Below are 18,295 nucleotides of genomic sequence, written 5' to 3' on the forward strand. Positions count from 1 at the left end.
ATAAATTACGAAATCATTCTTGAACATTTCTATAACACAAAAAGAGACCTCAAACGGCATTCCGTATGCCTCTTGTGGTCTCTTTGGCGAGTTTAATGCCGCTCCTTTCGCCCTTTGCGTGCGGATTTAATCCACATATTCAGAGCGAGCGGCAGCATTCCGAACCATTTGTATACCCATGGCTCTCTGGATTGTTTGCGGCTACGGCGCACATCGCGCGGCGTTTCCATATACCGAACAATTCGCTGCGTAATGTACGTCACCAGTTCGTCACTCTTGGCCATCCTCCGCGACCTCCTTTAAACTGCATCCCTGACATTTTGTTCGCATTGCAGGAAAACATCAAATTCACACGTTGGATGCAGATAAGCATAGCTTGCTCATTTTCCAAAAAGGCTAACCCTGCGGGAATAACTATGCATGACTTCCCTTAAATGGAACATACTATCTTAAACAAAACAGTTACCCGAAGAATAATGGTTATGTTTAAGGCAGTTATGCTGCTTTATATGGTTGATTAGTACCCGTAGCGCCTTAACTGGAAAATAATCAATCCGTCTACTGGAGGAATGGGACGTGCGAAAAGAAAAGCTAAACATCAAATGGTTAACTGGACTGGGATTAAGTTTAAGTGTCCTTTGCAGTGCTGTATTTGTACCCTTTGCCTATGCAAGCGCCCAGCCCGGCGAAAAAAGCATCTATCCGAACAAAGACTCAGAAAGCCAATTCAACGTACATTCGTCGTATCACGCTTTTGCCAAACCCGTTGTGCTTATAGACGTCGGTCATGGAGGCGTGGACGGTGGAACGGGCCATAAAGGGCTTCTGGAAAAAGACATCAATCTCGCAATAGGTCAAAAACTGTACCTGATTTTACGCTCACAGGGCTATCCCGCGGTCTTAAACAGGGACAAGGACTATGCTCTAAGCGACGATAATCGTTGGCTTCAATCCAAATCCCGGCATCTGAAAGACCTGGCCCAGCGTAAAAGCCTGGCAGAACAACTACCTACTGCTTTGGTCGTCAGTCTGCATGTGAATTGGACCAAACGTGCCGAAAAACGGGGACCGATTGTTTTGTACCAGGATGAAGGCAGCAGCTATCTGTTGGCAGAGCGGATTCAACATTCATTAAACCGCTTATTCTGCATGAACAGAGAAACGGTTTACGGAAAACCCTTCTATCTTTTAAATAAAATCCAGCCTCCCGCTGTAATCGTAGAAACCGGATTTATCAGCAATGAACAGGACAGGGCTATTCTTTCCGGGGATCGCGGTCAAAAAAACGTTGCAGAAGCGATAGCCGAAGGCATTATTGCTCATTTGACGGTATGGTAGTGTGGGTGGCAGGAGCTCCCTTCCATCCCCATACGGAACGCACCAAATCACTAATGCCCACAAACTTGGCGTGATCTTTTAGCGCAGGAACCGATGAATGAAGTGCCGAGAACGTGTGCATGCCAGCTACACCAACGTGACCAATGGTTACACAGGTATCGTGCTCGTCCACCCATTCAGCCACCTTGGTTAATTGCCGATTCACATGGGCGAGTGTATGGGCATCATCCAGAAAAATGTCATTGCGCACCGGTGGCATTCCCTTTTCAACAGCAAGTTCAGGTACTACAGACCAATAGTTCGTACGGCTGTCGACAAAAAATAGCCCACGCTCCTTGCAAACGTCGAGAACGATGGACATAATGCGTTTGTCTGAGGTGACCTTGGAGCCCATGTGATTGTTCATACCTATCGCAAAAGGGACTTCCTTAATAGCTGCTGTCACCTTGGCGCGTACTTCTTCATCCGACATATTCGCCTTAATCGCTCCAGGTCCAAGCCATTCTGGTCTTCCCTGCTTTGGCTCCATTGGAAGATGTACAATGACGTCATGACCGCGCTTATGAGCTTCTATGGCATCCTGCTTGGTGGAGGGCAGAAACGGCATCACCGCAACCGTGATTTTAACCGGCAAATTTAAAATTTGCTCAGTCCCTTTCATGTTGTTGCCCATGTCGTCGATAATGACGGCCACCATCTTTTGGTGCTGATCCTGCTTACCCGCAGCGCTTGCTACATCCATGCTCCAGACATTCCCGCATACCGTAAAAACAAGACCTACCACAATACACGCAGCTAAGTTTTTTTTCATTCTCGGATTTTGGAAAACCACATGTGCACAGGTCGGCTCTTTACGGCTGCGAGTAGCCTGTATAGCCTTCTTTATGATGTTTCTCAGGTGAAGTTTCGTTCGTTTACTCATTACAGGTCAGCCTCCTTCTCTGTCCCTTCATTGTGTGAGTAACGAGTCCTAAATATGTATGGGCAGACCCAAAGGGTTATCCCTGATCTGCCTTACGTACGCAAAATGTATGCTAAACTTGCTTACCAGTTCTGATTTATAAACTCATCACGACCCGATTGGGCGCGGTCTTCCTTGTAATGCTTCACATTCTTTTTGTGATAATCCTGATGGTAATCCTCTGCCGGATAAAATATGGAGGCCGGAAGAATTTCCGTCACGATGGGTTTGTCAAAACGTCCGCTTTTTGCCAACTGCTCCTTGGACTGCTCTGCAAGATCCCGTTGCTGGTCCGTATGGTAAAAAATAGCGGACTTGTACTGTGTACCCCGATCCTGAAATTGACCTTCCCCGTCAGTAGGGTCTGTTTGCGGCCAATACAATTCGAGCAGCTTTTCATAAGGAAACAGCTCAGGCTCAAAAGTAATCTGCACCACCTCGTAGTGACCTGTAGTTCCTGTTTTAACCTGTTCGTAGGTCGGATCGGGAATCGTCCCTCCAGTATAGCCTGAGACAATGCCATGAATGCCCGGCTGCTCCTCGAACGGAGTCACCATACACCAGAAGCATCCACCTGCAAAAGTTGCTTTCTCCATCTCTCATCCAACCTTTCAATAGCTTCATCATAAAATGCGTTATTTTCTATCATATCTTAAAGGGTAACCTTATAAAAGAAATTTTCTCCCTTAACAAACCTCAACCGATATCCGTATTACATAGTCGTCCGGATTTTTTTCTGCAAAATAGCTGAGCAATTCCACCGCGTAGGCATTTCCGCATATAGCCTTCCCATTACTCTCTATATATTTTCTTATAATGGAATACGTTTCTGACATTGTTTCATATGATCCTCTGTGATTCATGACTGCATAGAGTCCTTGGGGTTTGGTGATCATTCTCTCCTCCAAAATCGGAGCCTTAAGTTTATTGGCAATATAGTCCGTATAATAATCGCCTGACTCAAAACGATCCTTGCATAAAATCGTCCAGATCGGAAACTCGTAATCAACAAAGTGATTTTCGCAATAATCTCGATGTTCGCTTAATTTGTGAGCAAACTCCTTATCACCATCTCCCTGTTCCAATGGTGTGGCAATGAAATATTCCTCTTCACATTCCTCAATCGACGGCCCATCGCGTAATTCTCCGTTAGCTTGCTCCGTCATTTCAATGGCGCCTTTCAAAAGGCCTTGCAACCGTTTTATTCTAATCCGTTCTACTTCCAGGTCATGCAGTTTCTGTTTGAGCAGTTCTATGAGTAGAGGCGTGTTCTGATTCTGAATAAATCCCTTGATTTCCTGTAGTGAACTCCCCGCCTTCTTCAGCACATCAATAATATCAAGCGTGTAACATTGCTGAATGGAGTAATAACGATAGCCTTTTGAGTTTGTGAATTCTGGTTTTAAGAGTCCAATCTCATCATAATGGAACAGGGTATGTTTGGTAACTCCGCAAGTTTTGGCAAGCTCACTGGTAGTAAAGTATTGGCTGTGACTTTTTGACATAACTCTTCCTCCGTTATGATTTTAGAAACCTAATAATTTTAGTATACCCATGAATTTTTACTTGAGTATAGTGTAACCCTATAGTTTAAAGTTTTAATTGCAATACCTTAAATTTGTATTAACGGAGGAAAACATGTCTAAATTCAAACGTTGGATGATTCTGGCTATCGTATCAAGCGCACTTTTACTTATTGTAATGGATATGACCATCCTTTACACGGCATTGCCAAGCCTAACCCATGACCTCGGTGCATCCGCATCAGAAAAATTATGGATTCTGAATGGGTACTCGCTCGTTATGGCGGGTCTGCTGCCAGCAATGGGAACGCTTGGGGACCGATTGGGTTATAAAAAAATCTTCACCCTCGGTTTGCTTGTATTTGCTGCTGCTTCGCTTACTGCCGCCTTTTCTCCCGTGCCCTTTGTATTAGTGGCGTCTCGGGTTCTTCTTGCAGTCGGAGCGTCTATGATGATGCCCGCTACCTTGTCAATCATTAGGATTACATTTACCGATGAACGCGAGCGTGGATTAGCGATCGGAATTTGGGGCTCCGTTTCCGCAGGAGGTGCAGGACTAGGTCCTATCGTCGGCGGGCTTCTTTTAGAGCATTTTTGGTGGGGTTCTGTATTTTTGATTAACTTGCCGATTGCGATCATTGCTTTTGCATTAACTCTGATTTATGTTCCAAAACATGCGGGCAATAAAGAGAAAAAATGGGATCTTACCGGTTCCATCCAAATCATGATCGCCATGGTGGGACTCATCTATTCAATCAAAGAGTTTGCCCGTCGTGACGGGTCTCTAATATTGGCCGTAATAGGTACGGTTATCGGCGTTTTGGCACTTATCATCTTTATCCGTCGTCAAAATAAAAGCGCCAGCCCTCTTATTGATCTTACTTTATTCAAAATTACAAGGTTCAGCACCGGATTTATAACTGCCTTGGTGGGTGCATTTGCACAGATGGGGATTCAATATATTGTAACCCAGCGTCTTCAACTGGTGGAAGGTCTGTCGCCTCTCCAAGCAGGACTGTACACGATAAGCATACCGATTGCATCTCTCATTGCCGGCCCGTTAACCGGGTCCATATTGCATCGCTATGACGTTATCCGTATTAAGAGCATCTCTCTTCTGATTGCCGGTCTGGGTATGGGCATCTATCTTATGCAATTTAATTCAGGCATTGCCGGGCAGATCCTTGGATTGGCCCTGCTTGGTGCAGGCTTGGGAGCAGGTATGACAGCGGCATCTCATTCCATTATGAACTATGCCCCCCCTCAGAAAGCAGGTATGGCTGCATCCATTGAGGAAGTTGCCTATGAAATGGGGGGAGCATCGGGGATTGCTATCATCGGAAGCATGTCAACCCTTGTGTATACTCTGGCTATGAAAGTCCCTTCGGGACTCCATGTTCCTGCGAATGTGAAAGACAGCCTGGATGAAGCACTCCTGGTTGCAGAGGGTTTGCCTGCACAGGCTGCAGAGGCATTGAAAGCTGCAGGCCGTTCTGCTTTTGATCAATCCTTTTTTGTTATCATTGTAGGTGTAACTGCATTTTTGGTGGTAGCTTCGCTAGTAGTCCATTTGGCAGGGGCGCGCTCAAAGAAAAGAGGAGAAGCTGAGTCCTGATACAGTTAATTTCATGCAGTTAATACTAAACAACTGCCGCTATATCTTACGAGCGGCAGTTGTTTTATTCGTATTGTTTAGACAGCAGCATTTGCTGATCAAGGTGAGTGATTTGATTCCATAATGGCCAAAAGTTATGAACACCTGAATTATAGCTTAGAAATTTATTCGACACAGGTCTTAAGCAACAGCTTAAATCTCTTAAGCATATAAAAAGGTCCGTAAGCTGCTACAAAAGCAATTCACGAACCTGTATTTTATAAGATGATGCGGTCGAGAGGACTCGAACTCCACGGGGGTTAGCCCACACGGACCTGAACCGCGTATGCGATTGGGATCCTAGCAGAATATAAGTCAATGGAACGGAATTAAAAAACCGTCAAAACCCTTGTAAAATCAAGGTTTCTGACGGTTTCTTCGTCTAATTCAAGCGCCCGGAAAGTCGGCAAAATGTGGTCGATTTTGGACGTTTGAGAGAACTCGGAGAGAACGACAACCGAACCAGCCCACTCTCTACCATTGACAAATTAACGAAGCGACAGCTTCGGGAAGGCCTCTCTCCTCCCCTGACCAATACCTTCATTCTATGGGGAATATTGACTTCATTCCGAGCAATAAAGTCATCCTGTACGAGCTAAGCCCTCACACCATATAACCATTCCTGCCACATAGATGCTGTATGGCTCCTTATTCCCCGTATTTCTTCTTATAATGGCTTAGGGTCAGAAGCGGCCAGATGTAACGATAGCTATGATAATGAGAATAGAAGTTACCCGGGAGCCCGGCGCCCGTGGGATATGCGGTCGGCCAATCGTCGTTTTGCAGCAATTCCATCAACGTGTATATTCCTCTATTTACGGCAGCAGACGGCTGCGGCTGAACCGCGATGAGTGCATCGAGTGCCCACGCAGTTTGGGATGGCGTGCTTTCCCCTAAGGGCATGTATTTCATCACCCGGTCGCTGATGCAGGATTCACCCCAGCCCCCATCCGAATTCTGAATCTGCAAGAGCCATTCCGCTCCTTTTTGAATCGAAGTATGGTCCGCCGGGAGCCCGGCAGCCTCTAAACCAGTCAGTGCCGCCCAAGTGCCGTAAATGTAACAAATCCCCCATCTTCCATACCATGATCCGTCTTTCTCCTGATGGGAGATCAGCCAGTTGACCCCCCGTTTGATGAAATCGTGCCTCGTGTCGAATCCGCAACAATTTCCGAGGTATTCCAATGTGCGTCCAGTAAGGTCGGCTCCCGAAGGGTCGATAGCGGCGGACTTGGCACCATCTATGGCCAGCCATGTGAGCATTTTCTTATTGGTGTTTTTTTCGAACGCAGGCCAACCGCCGTCTTTATTTTGCATAGACATAACCCAGTTTAGTCCCCGGGTGGATGAGTCACGATATTTAGGATCCGTACGGGACAGGCAGTGAATCGCTCTTAAAGCGGCTGTTGTGTCGTCTACATCGGGATTTAAGGTATTGGTCTCGGAGAATCCCCAGCCGCCAGGAACCGTATCCGGATTATGAACACTCCAATCCGCCGCTTTGTCCTGTTGTCTGGATAAGAGATAGGCTGCCGACCGCTGCACGGCCTCATGATCCCCGGCGACGCCGGACTCCTGCAGCGCATAGGAGATCAAGGCCGTATCCCAGATCGTTGAGGGCGAATTCTGAATGGTAGCTTTACCGTCAAAGCGGTACTGCATCTCTGTCAACCCTTGAACGGCCTTTAAAATAAGCGGATGCCGTTTATCATAGCCCAGTGCAAGCAGGGCAAAAACCATGAGAATGGTGCTGCTCGCATAACTGTATAGGGTGCCATCCGATTCGATTCGATTCAGCATGAACTGCTCCGCCTTGTTTAGAGCTGCTTCATGGATATAACGGGGAGTTCCGAGGAGTCTGCTGAGACCGATACGTATGCTTTCCGCGATCTCCCGGTGCTCCTGGGGTTGCGGCTCATCGTCATCATAGCGTGAATCGAACAGATCGGATACAATGGGAGCCTTATTCGTTGATATAGAGAAATTCCGGTCCGCCATGATCAGCATAGGGATCAGATGGATGCGGGAATAACCTGAGAATTCATACAGATTAATTGGCATATAGGCAGGAAAAAGGATGATCTCCAGCGGTATGAACGAGATCGATGCTGGCCATTTGCGCTGCCCCGTTGCAGCGAGAATCGCCTTTGTCAGAATGCTGGTCGATTTCCCAGGTCCACCTTGCGATTGGATGTAGCGCTTGGCCCGCTCCATCGACTCGTCCGTCGGTTCACTGTACCCGGAATAGAGCAGGGCATAATAGGCATCAATGGAAACGGATAAATTACCTTCTTGCTCGTCCCGGTACCAACGCCAACAGCCTTCCGGCTGCTGCTCCGCAAGGATGCGATCATGCAGACGCCGGATCAGCTCTTCATTCTGTATATCCAATATCCGAAAGAGGATCATGACATAAGCATCCATCGTCACCCCGTTCTCAAAGCAAAAATGCCATGATCCGTCTTGATGCTGCTGGCGCATAAAAAAGTTCCTCAGCTTCCTTGTCCCCTCATCGACCGCGCTCCGTGCATCGCCCATTCTCTTGTACCTCCATATAACGTCATGATGTACATTATATGAACGCCGGTACGAGGAAATGATGTGCCGCTTGCTGTCGTCTGACGGTTAAGCATTAAACACCAAAAAGGACCCCATACCATTTCAGGACTACAGACTCTTTTGTTGGTGCGATATAAAGTTGGCTTTTTCAGAAACAGTCATGATACTCCTTGCTATTATAGAATGTCCAGCCAGATTTTGAAGGCCGTCGCCAGAAACAAATCAAAATCAAGACCGCATCTACAGTCATTCTCGTACTTGGCGATTTAGACGCTTACACCAATGCAGCAAACATTCATGAGGGGGTACATCTGGGTGTCACGAGTACACTTTACATAACCCGAATATGCAAAAAGCTCCTGAATTTCCACAGGAGAAATTCAAGAGCGTTCATTTTTAAGATGATGCGGTCGAGAGGACTCGAACCTCCACGGGGGTTAGCCCACACGGACCTGAACCGTGCGCGTCTGCCAATTCCGCCACGACCGCATATATGTTGTCATTCGTCCTCGAAAGATCAATCTTTCTTAGCGACAAGATAGATCATACCATGCTCATAAGAAGAAGTCAAACACTATATATTTTTATTCCCTCTTGATAAATTAGGAATAATACACTAAAATAAGAACATAAGTTCCTGAGAACGCTAGTTCTTTTCGTTCAGTCAGATATGGATTATCATCACATTTTCCTAAGGCGGTGAATGGTTATGATCTCTTCAGTTACTACTCAGAATGAATTGTCTCTTGTGAAAAATTATCTGCTCCTTACCTTTATTCAAAAGGTATTTGAGCGGGACAGTCTTATTCTTGAAGAAAGCGGTATGCTGAAAACGCCTGATCTTTATGTCGAAATGGTTAACGCAGGAGTAGATCGTACCGGAATCTTACTATCTGAAATAAAACATGAATTTAATAAATGTCATATTCGTGTTTTGGACATACAACAAAACCACTCAGGCGTTCACGCCACCTATATAAGTAAAGGAAATAAAGAGCAGTTCAGTATGGCTATGCCTGTATTCCGCAAAGAAATGTATGAACGAATGCGCGCTTATCTGGGGCTCTCAACCTCTATGCCTCATACAGCTGCCTCCCCTTTACCCGAAAAACATCGCTCCGAGTTTCCAGACAGCCGCTCAGCTTCCAAGCCCCTACGGTTTGTTGAACGAAGTCTGGTTACATCCTCCTCGGCCTATAAGCGTAAATCGCTTCGCCCTGCTGCTTCTGCCGCAAGCGGAAGTGCATAATCCCCGCACAGCCCGCAAACGAAAGAAGCTTCCGCAGGCACAAGCGTGCTCGGAAGCTTCTTTACATAAACATCAGCTATCGTTATCCATTCCTACCCGCTATGAACGGTGTATAAAGAATTCCCACTAATAATTCGCTTTATTGCAGCGCCTTCTGTACACGTGTAACCCCTTGGCTAAGAGCGTGTCCTCCGCCTACCGCTGCAGCTACAGCAATGGTCTCCATAATCTCCTGATCACTGGCTCCTTTGGACCGGGCCTCGTCCACATGATAAAACGTACAAACCTCGTTGTTGGCAAATAAGCCAATGCCGAGCGCAATCAGTTGCTTGGTTTTCTCGTCTAAGCTCCCGGCTTGAAAGCACTCTCCGGTGAAACGATGATAGGCATAAACTACCTCCGGCAGCTTATCTTCTAAATGACTGATTTGATCCTTATACGCATGTATTTTCTCATTCATAACCGTCAAGACACAGCACACCCTCTCATATGGAGTATATTCTTATGTACTGTGTCCGGTTTACAGGCTGCATATGCCATCAACACGTACACCTATTTTATCCAGTCACTTCAAACCCTTTTATCCAGCCAGCTCGAGACCCATTCGTCTAATACAGTTCAATCGGATTGTGACGCGGCTCGCTGAACGGCTGATATGTATAGCTACGATCCAGCTTGACCACACGCCGATTCTGGCGGCGGATAAGTACCTGCTCCTCGTCCCACGCCAGCACTATGCCTACCACATCGTTGGACTCCAGCCCATCCCGCACGACGCGCACCTTCTCACCGGAGAGCCGATAGGCGTCTAATTCTTCATCATTAATCATCCCTGTCCCCCCTTATACAATCGTTTCTAACACGGCAGCTATCATCTATGCACATTAAAAAGTTTAAAAAGAGACCTAAACAAAATCATTTAGGTCTCTTCCCTCTTACTACTTATATGGATTGCCAACAGAGCGACAAATTATCCCGACTGATTTACACTGTGATCATGTTCTTTTGTATCGTTCTTCTCGTACCAGAAGTCCAGCACTTGTGCAGACAACACTCGCTGATCTACGTATTCCACTTGGTGGGCAGTAAATTCTTCTTTCCAAGAGAAGGACAATTCTTCGCATAAGTTAACCAACGTCAACAACTCAGACCAGGCCACATAGCGTTTGTACCAAAAAAACTGAGGATGTTCAATCATATAGGGATACAAATCGTCAAATTCCGTATGCTTACAATCCAAGGCACGTTCAAAATGTACTTTAGCCGCTGCCAGTTTTTCCAGAAAAAACTGTTCGGTCAATTGCTCTTTCCCCATGTTGCTGCCTCCTCTCCCAAAACCTTATCTATATTATAAGCGAAATTGAAGCTCATGCAAAGGTTATTATTAGAAATAAGGATCAGCAGTTTCTGAATTGTTACTATTCGGCAAACTCGATCTTGCCGTCAGTTAACGATGAAATTCTGACAAGTGACTCTACCCGTATACCCTGCTCACGGATCGTTCTCGCCCCGGCCTGGAAGCATTTTTCCACGGCCACGCCGAATCCGACCAGCTCCGCACCGGAGCGTTGAATGATTTTGACCATACCTCTTGCGGCATCACCATTGGCGATAATATCATCAATGAACAGAACACGGTCATGCTCATGAATAAATTGACGGGACAGCATAATGTCCGTGACAATGCCTTTCGTAAATGAAGGCACACGTTCGCATAATGCGTCCGGGTCGGCCAATAAAGTCTTTTTGCGGCGGGCAAACACCAGTGGTACACCCAACTCCAATGCTGTTGCGAAACCTATGGCAATACCTGAGGATTCCACGGTTACCACTCTCGTAATATTCTCTTCCCGGAAACGAGCTGCGAACTCTCGTCCCATTTCCATCGTCAGCTTCGGATCAACCTGGTGATTAAGTAATCCATCCAGCTTCAACACCTGATCCGACGCAACGACGCCTTCTTTTATAATCCGTTCCTTTAATACTTCCATTCCATGACCTCCCACTGCATTCCTATGCGGTAAAAGTACCATACATCACCTGACGCTTTCAAGCCATAGCTTGCTTTCCCATACGTTCATGTGACATTTTTTTTACGCTTATTCCAAAACCACGCGACTATTCCTCCCAAAATAATCAGAAGAATGACCGCCAGCCCTATCCGATGTGTCACCTTTTCCATCAGCTTCGCCACCTGTTCCCAGTGCATGCCCACCGCATGTCCAATTCCCAGAAACGTGCCGCACCACAGCAATGCGCCCGCCGATGCATACATCATATAGCGAAAGACACTCAAACGGGTCGTACCTGCCAGATATGAGGACACATGTCTCAAGCCAGGAACAAAGTAACCGAACAGAATGCCCCAAGTGCCGTAGCGTCCGAACCAGTTCTCGGAAGAAGCAATTCTCGATGGCGTAAGCCTCACCCATTTACCGTATCGATGCAGCAGCGGCTTGCCTAGCAAACGACCGAGCGTATAACTAAGCATCATGCCAGTCATACTTCCGGAAAATGTGACTGCAAGCGCGGCAATAAAGTTGTAGTGTCCTTGAGACACGAGCCCGCCAAAGGCGATCATCAGCACTTCGTCAGGTATCGGCATACCGGCTACTCCAAGGGCAAGCAAGCCGAACATTGCCAAATATCCGTATTCCAGTATCCATGCAAGGATTTGACCCATAAATTACGCTCCCGTCAAGCTATTCGTTAAATTAACTATAATTATTTTCAGTCTCATCCAGTCATGTCCCATTTCAGTTGAACATAGTTTGTATTATATGCTCGCTACAGCGTTATTCAAGCAGGCAAGGAGGGACTGGGGATGAAACGTAATATTCATGTTTTGCAGATTGCTTTTACATACATCGGAACAATCGTCGGTGCCGGATTTGCTACCGGACAAGAAATATTGCAGTTTTTCACACAGTACGGACGTTGGGCTACACTCACCATCATGCTGTCCACACTCATATTTGTATGGCTGGGTACGAAAATGATGCTGATCGCTCACGATATTTCAGCTCGGTCCTACGAGGATCTGAACAAGCACCTTTTTGGAGCCAGAGCCGGTAAATGGATTAGCTGGTTCACGCTCATCGTACTGATTGGTGTCAACAGTGTGATGCTGGCAGGAGCGGGTTCTGTTTTCGTTGAACACCTTCACCTGCATTACCAGACCGGACTGCTCATTACACTGATCGGAACATATCTACTGCTGAGCAAAGGAATCAAGGCTATCCTGCATATGAACACCATTGTTGTCCCTATGATGATGATTATGTCTGTCCTGCTCATTAACAACACACTCTCCATGCCAAACCCGCAGAGCTTTATTACAAATACGTCCGATTATAGTATACTGCGAGCCTGGATTTCTCCGCTGCTGTATACTTCCTTCAATCTGGCAATGGCCCAAGCTGTGCTTGTACCACTCGGCAGTCAAACCTTTTCCCGCAAAACGATTCGCTGGGGCGGGATTTTGGGCGGGATTGGCGTCGGGTTTATGCTCATGTCTGCTCACTTTGCCATGTCGGCACATATGCCGGGAATTCGGCAATTTGAGATCCCGATGGGAAGCATTGCTTACCGTCTGGGGGCCCTGGTCGAAATCATTTATATTTTACTCATTTTCATGGAAATCTTCAGTACCTTCGTGGCCGACATTTACGGTGTCAGTCTGCAAATCCGCCAGCATATCCAAATTTCACCTAAGCTCATCACACTATTCATTATGCTCACCTGTTTTCTAATCAGTCAGTTTGGTTTCAGCTCACTGCTGTCCGTTCTATATCCCATTTTCGGGATGCTTAGTCTGATGTGGGTGAGCAAGCTGATCATGGCAGGACGTGGGGGACCCTTCCGTTCCTCACGTCCTCGCTCCAGCTTTCGGCATTCTGATTCAAAATCAGGTGGTACACGCCATGGTTAGGGCTGGAATTTCAAATACATTTTCTTTAGCTCATTAACAGCCCTGCTCAGGGAATAGCTCGATTTAGCCTTGTCGCAGGCAGATCGCGCCAGCTCATAACGATAGGCAGGGTCTGCGATAACCTTTTCCAATGCGTCTGCCAGTGCCCCCGGACTGTCGGGTGGCACAAGCAGACCATTTACCCCATCCTCAATTTGCTCCGGTATTCCCCCCACCTCTGTACCCACCAAAGCCAAACAGCTCAAAGCCGCCTCCGCAAACACGGAACCAAAGGCCTCCGCTCGTGAAGGCAAAACAAACACATCAAAGAAAGGCATAAACTCTTCTGGATGAAGCGTGTATCCATAAAAGATCGTTTCATGGTAAATATCCAACCGCCGCGCCAGCTCTTCCAGCTCGGGTCGAATGGGACCATCTCCGATAATATGCAGCACATAATTCTGATTTCTCTTTTTCAGCTCGGCACAGGCCTGTAACAAAGTATCCAGCCCTTTGGCAGGGACAAGGCGACAGACAGTTATAAGCTGTGTCACTTCATTTTCATGTGGTATGGGCTTGAAGCGCTTCTCATCATATCCATTCGGAATGACCACAATATCTTGCGGATTTTGTACATATGGCATCAAGTAATGCTGGAAAGAGCGGGATACTGCAATCAGGCGATCGGCCTTATGCTCCAACTCCCGATACAAGGACACCAGAAATTGATGCTCAGGCCCGTTCTCCTCTATTTTACCGTTTAGAATTAACTCCTTCTCATAAGAAGAGTGAATCGTCTGAACGAGCGGGATGTCGGGAAAAACAGTTTTCATAGCAATCCCGGCAATCGGATGATGAGCATGAATGAGATCAAAGGGCTTCTGAATGCGAAGCCGGGTCCACCACAAATAGTCACGGTACGTCTGAATATATTTTTGGACAATCGGATATTGTTCATATTGCGTCCAGTCAAAGGTATCAAATATGACTTCATCCCTGCCCTTATTACGAATCCGTTTAGGGATTGAAAATAGCTCCATTTCCCAACGCGGGGACATAAATCGCTCTTGCAGATATGGAATCATAGATGAAACGCCGCCCGGTTGCTCGGGTGGGAAAAAGAGAGCCTGTAGCAATTTCATGACGTGCTTCCCCTTTCAAGCGTTGTACTGCCCGGAACACAGGTTGTATGTATAGGTTTCCGGATTTTCTGAAAAATGATATATTGAGAATAATTGCTAAGTACAAAAGAAAATTATAACATTTTTAATGGAATAAATCCTGTCTATTGTATCGGAACCATATTCCCCGTTCAATAGACTCACTATCTATACAGATGGAGTCGGTGACGTTGACGTTGTTGTCCTTATCGGGAACCTTCGGTTTCCCATCTCTGGCCGGGGCTGTAAGTGCCGCCTGCGGTTTGTATATTATACTCATGATGGCGCTGATGTGCGTGATCATATATAGCAGACAGCGAAAAAAAGCCTATATCCTTTTTTCGGTTGCCGCTATTTTTATTATGACATATGAAGCCATGAATCTCTATTCGGCAGGTGGCGGCAAAATGCCGCTACAAGGAATCGTGTGGCAAAATACGCTGGAGGCTGCTGCTTTTGTGCTTACCAATGCCGCCGTATTTCAGCTCTACCGGAAGCTAAAACGTGCGGGAGCATGGTCTTTGCTGTTGCTGGGAGCGCTACTGATATTGCCAGTTAGCGCATGGGCTGCCGGATTGCTGCCCAGTTGGATCAGCGCAGCAAATCTCGTCGGGTTCACCCTGCTTTATCGACTCATTGTGCTTACTTTGAGCCTTGTATTCATCATCCCACGAATCGGTCAGCCCAAAAAGTTTGCACTGGGCTTACTGTTCTATTTGCTTTGGCTTGGCTGTCTGTGGTTGCGAGGCGACATTCCGGCTGAAAAAGGTGCAACAAGCACAGTCCTATGGATGTCATTTTTGCCATTGCTGTATTACACTACGTTGTTTCTAATCCTGTTCGAACGGATTGTGGAGCTGCTTCAACGGATTTACCGTTCCTCCATTACTGATGGTTTGACTGGCCTGTATAACCGTAAATACTTTTCGGGGCGATTGCGGCGATATATGGAGCAGGGAATCCGCGTATCGGTCATTTTTTGCGATATTGATAATTTCAAAAAGCTGAATGATACGCAGGGCCATGCCCGCGCGGATGATGTACTTAAACAGGTTGCACAGATTATGGAAGAAGAACTGGATGACATCGGACTAACCGGAAGATACGGCGGCGAGGAGCTGGTCGCGATGGTGGTTGATCGGCGGGCCAAGGTCGAACAGGTCGCGGAACGAATCCGTGAGCGGGTCGCCGATGAAAGCATCGTGACCATCAGCGTCGGGCACAGCACGTTAAAGAAGGAAATGAACCCGGATGAACTGGTCAAACAGGCCGATCAGGCTATGTATATATCCAAAACAACGGGCAAAAACAAGGTCACAGCTTATAAGGCAGCAGAAGTGAAAAAAAGTCGGGCGGCACGCGCACAATAAACATGCAGTCTGCCATCTGTTAGCTGTAAATTATAGTCTGTATAGCAAAATGACGCACAGGGAACTCCCATAAGAGCCTGTGCGTCATTGCTGCTTCACTATATCCATTAAGCCTCTGACGTTGCAGATGCCAAATCCCGGCCGATCCATGCCAGCTCCTCGTTCGTCAGCTCACGATAGCTGCCCAGAGGAAGCTGATCATCCAGCGTTAACGGCCCCATCGCCGTTCTTTTCAAATACGTAACCTTTTTGCCGACCGCCTCAAACATGCGCTTCACCTGATGAAACTTCCCTTCATGGATCACAAGAGAAATGTATGAAATGACTTCTTCATCTTCTTGCGCTTTTTCATAACGAAGAATGGTCAATTGGGCCGGAAGAGTGACATAGCCGTCATCCAACTCCACCCCTGCTGCAAATTGATGAACATCCTCTTCCGTCACATGACCCGACACCGTAGCCTCATACGTTTTGGGAACATGTCGCCGTGGAGATAAGAGTTCATGCGCCAGCTTGCCATCGTTCGTTAACAATAGCAGCCCTTCCGTATCCTTATCCAGCCGTCCTACAGGAAAAGGCTCAAAATTCCGTTCCTCTGCACTCAGCAAATCCAGCACCGTTCGCTCTCTTGTATCCTCGGTAGCGGATATAACGCCCGGTGGCTTATGCAACATGATATAAACGTACTCCCGAAAAACAACCCGTTCCCCGTTCACTTCAATCTGATCGTTGTACGGATGAACCTGCAAGCCGCTATCCTTGGTAGTCCGACCGTTCACAGTAATCATCCCTTGCTTTACCTGTCTCTTGATATCACTGCGCGAACCGTATCCCATATGGGTTAGAACCTTGTCCAAACGCTGCGTCTGTCTTCCTTTCCCACTCATACCGATGTCCACCTCCAGCCTGTAGGGTATTCATTTTTGAGCATACCGTCCTGCCATTTGCCCCATCCGGCAGAATATCCGTCAATGCATACGAGAGCGTAGCCTTTGGGCTGTGCTTCGTTCCGCAGCGTCATTCGCTGGGCCGGGATGGATAACGTTTCACCTTTCAAATAACGGATGGCCTCTGTGTCTGAACTGGAGAGGTTTATGCTCCTGACCGCCTCAGAAGGGCACAAAGCCACTGCCAGCGGGTGCGAAGGTACAAACCGACCATTCTTGTCTGTTCCCATAAACCAGCCCGGACGGACCACCTTAAGCCCGTCCAGACGATAAGATTCCAGCGGCGACTGATAAATCCGATCTCCGTAAACTACCATATGGCCTGCAAATGACGCCTCAAGCTGCTCCTGTACAAAATAGAGATAGGACTCCAGTACATCATGTTGTCCCCGCCCAGCCCATTTTGCCGCATCTTTACCAGAACGAGACTTGTTGTTCTCGAAACCGCGTACATTCGCTCCTTTACCCGATTTCCCGTCCATCCCTTTTCGATTCCGTTTGTGCTCTCCAGCTGCAAACCTGCCCTGTCCACCTGGCGTCGGCGCTTCCTTGACAGACAGCCGCTGCTTCTTACGGGCACGATCCGAACCTATGTTTAAAGCCTTTTCGTCCCTGTCAGCGGATTTAAAGGAATCGACCATTCCCCGCTGATTATCCGCTGTAGCTGTACGACTGCCTTGATGCTGCAACACAGCGATAAAATGACCCTCACCCTCTATAAGATGAGGCCAAAGGCGTGCTGTTCCACGCAGTTCCGGATGGCCTACCGCAACCGCTTCACTCACCCATTCTGGATGACCTGAAGCAAAACCCGTTCCAGAAGGAACAGGAACAACATCAAAATCAGGATGTGCCTCCAGAAACTCTGCGATCATCCCTTCATTTTCTTCTGGAGCAAAGGTACAGGTCGAATAAACAATTCTTCCCCCGGCACTTAACATAGATGCTGCCACTCGCAAAATATCCCGCTGCATAACTACACATTTGTCCACCGAATGGTTTTCCCATTGCTTCGCCATATCCTCATCCTTGCGAAACATCCCTTCTCCCGAGCAAGGAGCGTCAATTAATATTTTATCAAAAAAATGAGGGAAGGCATCTGCGATTCGATCCGGGCTTTCATTCAGCACTACGGCATTTCGCACACCATATAATTCCACATTTTTGGCCAATGCCTTGGTTCGATCTGCGCTAATATCATTCGTTACGAGCAGACCGCTTCCTTGCAGCTTGGCCGCAATTTGGGTCGATTTCCCGCCCGGTGCAGCGCACAAGTCCAATACAGCCTCACCCTGAGCAACATTTAGCAATTCTACCGGAGACATTGCACTTGGTTCCTGCACATAATACAGTCCCGCATGATAATAAGGATGTAACCCCGGCTTTGTGCCGTACGGAACATAAAAACCTGTATCACACCACGGAATTGGTCGCAGTTCAAACGGCGAAATCGCCTTAAACGCCTCCACCGAAATTTTTAACGTATTGACGCGTATCCCGGCATGAGGCGTATGGTCATAAGCAGCCATAAAAGCCTCAAACTCGTCGCCGAGCAATTGCTCCATGCGCTTCACAAATGCTGTAGGGAGCTGTACACCCATAATTGTAATCATCCTGTCCTGTT

At 47.2% G+C, this 18,295-nt stretch carries 18 protein-coding genes and 1 tRNA gene; 5 read left to right on the forward strand and 14 right to left on the reverse strand.

The genetic code is table 11. The annotated features are described in order from the left end of the window. Window positions 1-92 precede the first annotated feature (92 nt). Window positions 93-284, reverse strand: coding sequence for a YqzE family protein (locus tag E0698_RS08450; protein WP_025685457.1), 192 nt, complete (start codon window positions 282-284; stop codon window positions 93-95). Between the two features lie 292 nt (window positions 285-576). Between E0698_RS08450 and E0698_RS08455 the strand changes: the two genes are divergently transcribed. After that, a complete protein-coding gene (locus E0698_RS08455) occupies window positions 577-1,338 on the forward strand; it encodes an N-acetylmuramoyl-L-alanine amidase (RefSeq protein WP_149094877.1) in 762 nt (253 codons plus the stop codon). Here the strand turns inward: E0698_RS08455 and E0698_RS08460 are convergent. From E0698_RS08460 to E0698_RS08470, 3 genes are all read right to left on the reverse strand, one after another. Next, window positions 1,313-2,260 carry a divergent polysaccharide deacetylase family protein gene (locus E0698_RS08460; protein WP_192511264.1) on the reverse strand — a complete coding sequence of 316 codons (948 nt, stop codon included), beginning with the start codon at window positions 2,258-2,260 and terminating at the stop codon, window positions 1,313-1,315. The genes E0698_RS08455 and E0698_RS08460 overlap by 26 nt on opposite strands. A gap of 122 nt (window positions 2,261-2,382) precedes the next feature. Beyond that, entirely contained in the window at window positions 2,383-2,895 is a 513-nt protein-coding gene (gene msrA, locus E0698_RS08465) for a peptide-methionine (S)-S-oxide reductase MsrA (protein WP_192511265.1), read from the reverse strand. 90 nt (window positions 2,896-2,985) lie between these two features. Then, window positions 2,986-3,804 (reverse strand): MerR family transcriptional regulator, encoded by an 819-nt coding sequence (locus E0698_RS08470; RefSeq protein ID WP_192511266.1) that lies wholly within the window; start codon window positions 3,802-3,804, stop codon window positions 2,986-2,988. A 133-nt stretch (window positions 3,805-3,937) separates the two neighbouring features. Between E0698_RS08470 and E0698_RS08475 the strand changes: the two genes are divergently transcribed. Next, window positions 3,938-5,437, forward strand: coding sequence for an MFS transporter (locus E0698_RS08475; RefSeq protein ID WP_192511267.1), 1,500 nt, complete (start codon window positions 3,938-3,940; stop codon window positions 5,435-5,437). A 687-nt stretch (window positions 5,438-6,124) separates the two neighbouring features. On the opposite strand, the gene shc is transcribed toward E0698_RS08475, so the two are convergent. Together shc and E0698_RS08485 are read right to left on the reverse strand one after the other, a co-directional pair. Beyond that, window positions 6,125-8,014, reverse strand: a complete 1,890-nt coding sequence (gene shc, locus E0698_RS08480) for a squalene--hopene cyclase (protein WP_192511268.1) — start codon at window positions 8,012-8,014, stop codon at window positions 6,125-6,127. 426 nt (window positions 8,015-8,440) lie between these two features. Then, window positions 8,441-8,524: transfer RNA gene (locus E0698_RS08485), tRNA-Leu, on the reverse strand. A 220-nt stretch (window positions 8,525-8,744) separates the two neighbouring features. Here E0698_RS08485 and E0698_RS08490 point away from each other — a divergent pair. Continuing rightward, entirely contained in the window at window positions 8,745-9,284 is a 540-nt protein-coding gene (locus tag E0698_RS08490; RefSeq protein ID WP_134910296.1) for a hypothetical protein, read from the forward strand. Between the two features lie 139 nt (window positions 9,285-9,423). Here the strand turns inward: E0698_RS08490 and E0698_RS08495 are convergent, their stop codons facing one another. The 5 genes from E0698_RS08495 to E0698_RS08515 form a co-directional block, all read right to left on the reverse strand. Further along, complete coding sequence (locus E0698_RS08495) at window positions 9,424-9,753, reverse strand: carboxymuconolactone decarboxylase family protein (RefSeq protein WP_192511269.1); 330 nt, start codon at window positions 9,751-9,753, stop codon at window positions 9,424-9,426. Between the two features lie 139 nt (window positions 9,754-9,892). Then, window positions 9,893-10,114: a hypothetical protein gene (locus E0698_RS08500; RefSeq protein WP_192511270.1), complete on the reverse strand. Its 222-nt coding sequence runs from the start codon at window positions 10,112-10,114 to the stop codon at window positions 9,893-9,895. A 140-nt stretch (window positions 10,115-10,254) separates the two neighbouring features. Then, a complete protein-coding gene (locus E0698_RS08505; RefSeq protein ID WP_007429850.1) occupies window positions 10,255-10,599 on the reverse strand; it encodes a hypothetical protein in 345 nt (114 codons plus the stop codon). 103 nt (window positions 10,600-10,702) lie between these two features. After that, the gene (locus tag E0698_RS08510; RefSeq protein ID WP_134910298.1) at window positions 10,703-11,275 is read right to left on the reverse strand and encodes a xanthine phosphoribosyltransferase; all 573 of its coding nucleotides are present in this window, start codon (window positions 11,273-11,275) and stop codon (window positions 10,703-10,705) included. Window positions 11,276-11,361: 86 nt separating this feature from the next. After that, window positions 11,362-11,967, reverse strand: a complete 606-nt coding sequence (locus tag E0698_RS08515) for a DedA family protein (RefSeq protein ID WP_044646364.1) — start codon at window positions 11,965-11,967, stop codon at window positions 11,362-11,364. Between the two features lie 141 nt (window positions 11,968-12,108). Here E0698_RS08515 and E0698_RS08520 point away from each other — a divergent pair, with 141 nt between their 5' ends. Continuing rightward, window positions 12,109-13,215, forward strand: coding sequence for a YkvI family membrane protein (locus E0698_RS08520; protein WP_192511271.1), 1,107 nt, complete (start codon window positions 12,109-12,111; stop codon window positions 13,213-13,215). Here the strand turns inward: E0698_RS08520 and E0698_RS08525 are convergent. Next, the gene (locus E0698_RS08525; protein WP_134910300.1) at window positions 13,212-14,336 is read right to left on the reverse strand and encodes a glycosyltransferase family 4 protein; all 1,125 of its coding nucleotides are present in this window, start codon (window positions 14,334-14,336) and stop codon (window positions 13,212-13,214) included. The two genes, E0698_RS08520 and E0698_RS08525, sit on opposite strands and share 4 nt — an antisense overlap. A 194-nt stretch (window positions 14,337-14,530) precedes the next feature. On the opposite strand from E0698_RS08525, the gene E0698_RS08530 reads away from it, so the two are divergent. After that, a complete protein-coding gene (locus E0698_RS08530; protein ID WP_192511272.1) occupies window positions 14,531-15,724 on the forward strand; it encodes a GGDEF domain-containing protein in 1,194 nt (397 codons plus the stop codon). A gap of 107 nt (window positions 15,725-15,831) precedes the next feature. Here the strand turns inward: E0698_RS08530 and E0698_RS08535 are convergent, their stop codons facing one another. Together E0698_RS08535 and E0698_RS08540 are read right to left on the reverse strand one after the other, a co-directional pair. Further along, window positions 15,832-16,611, reverse strand: coding sequence for a pseudouridine synthase (locus E0698_RS08535; RefSeq protein WP_134910301.1), 780 nt, complete (start codon window positions 16,609-16,611; stop codon window positions 15,832-15,834). Beyond that, a complete protein-coding gene (locus E0698_RS08540) occupies window positions 16,608-18,272 on the reverse strand; it encodes an RsmB/NOP family class I SAM-dependent RNA methyltransferase (RefSeq protein WP_192511273.1) in 1,665 nt (554 codons plus the stop codon). The genes E0698_RS08535 and E0698_RS08540 overlap by 4 nt, the downstream gene beginning before the upstream one ends. Between the last annotated feature and the right edge of the window lie 23 nt (window positions 18,273-18,295).

The organism is Paenibacillus sp. 23TSA30-6, from assembly GCF_014858585.1.
In the GTDB taxonomy this organism is placed as follows: Bacteria; Bacillota; Bacilli; order Paenibacillales; family Paenibacillaceae; genus Paenibacillus.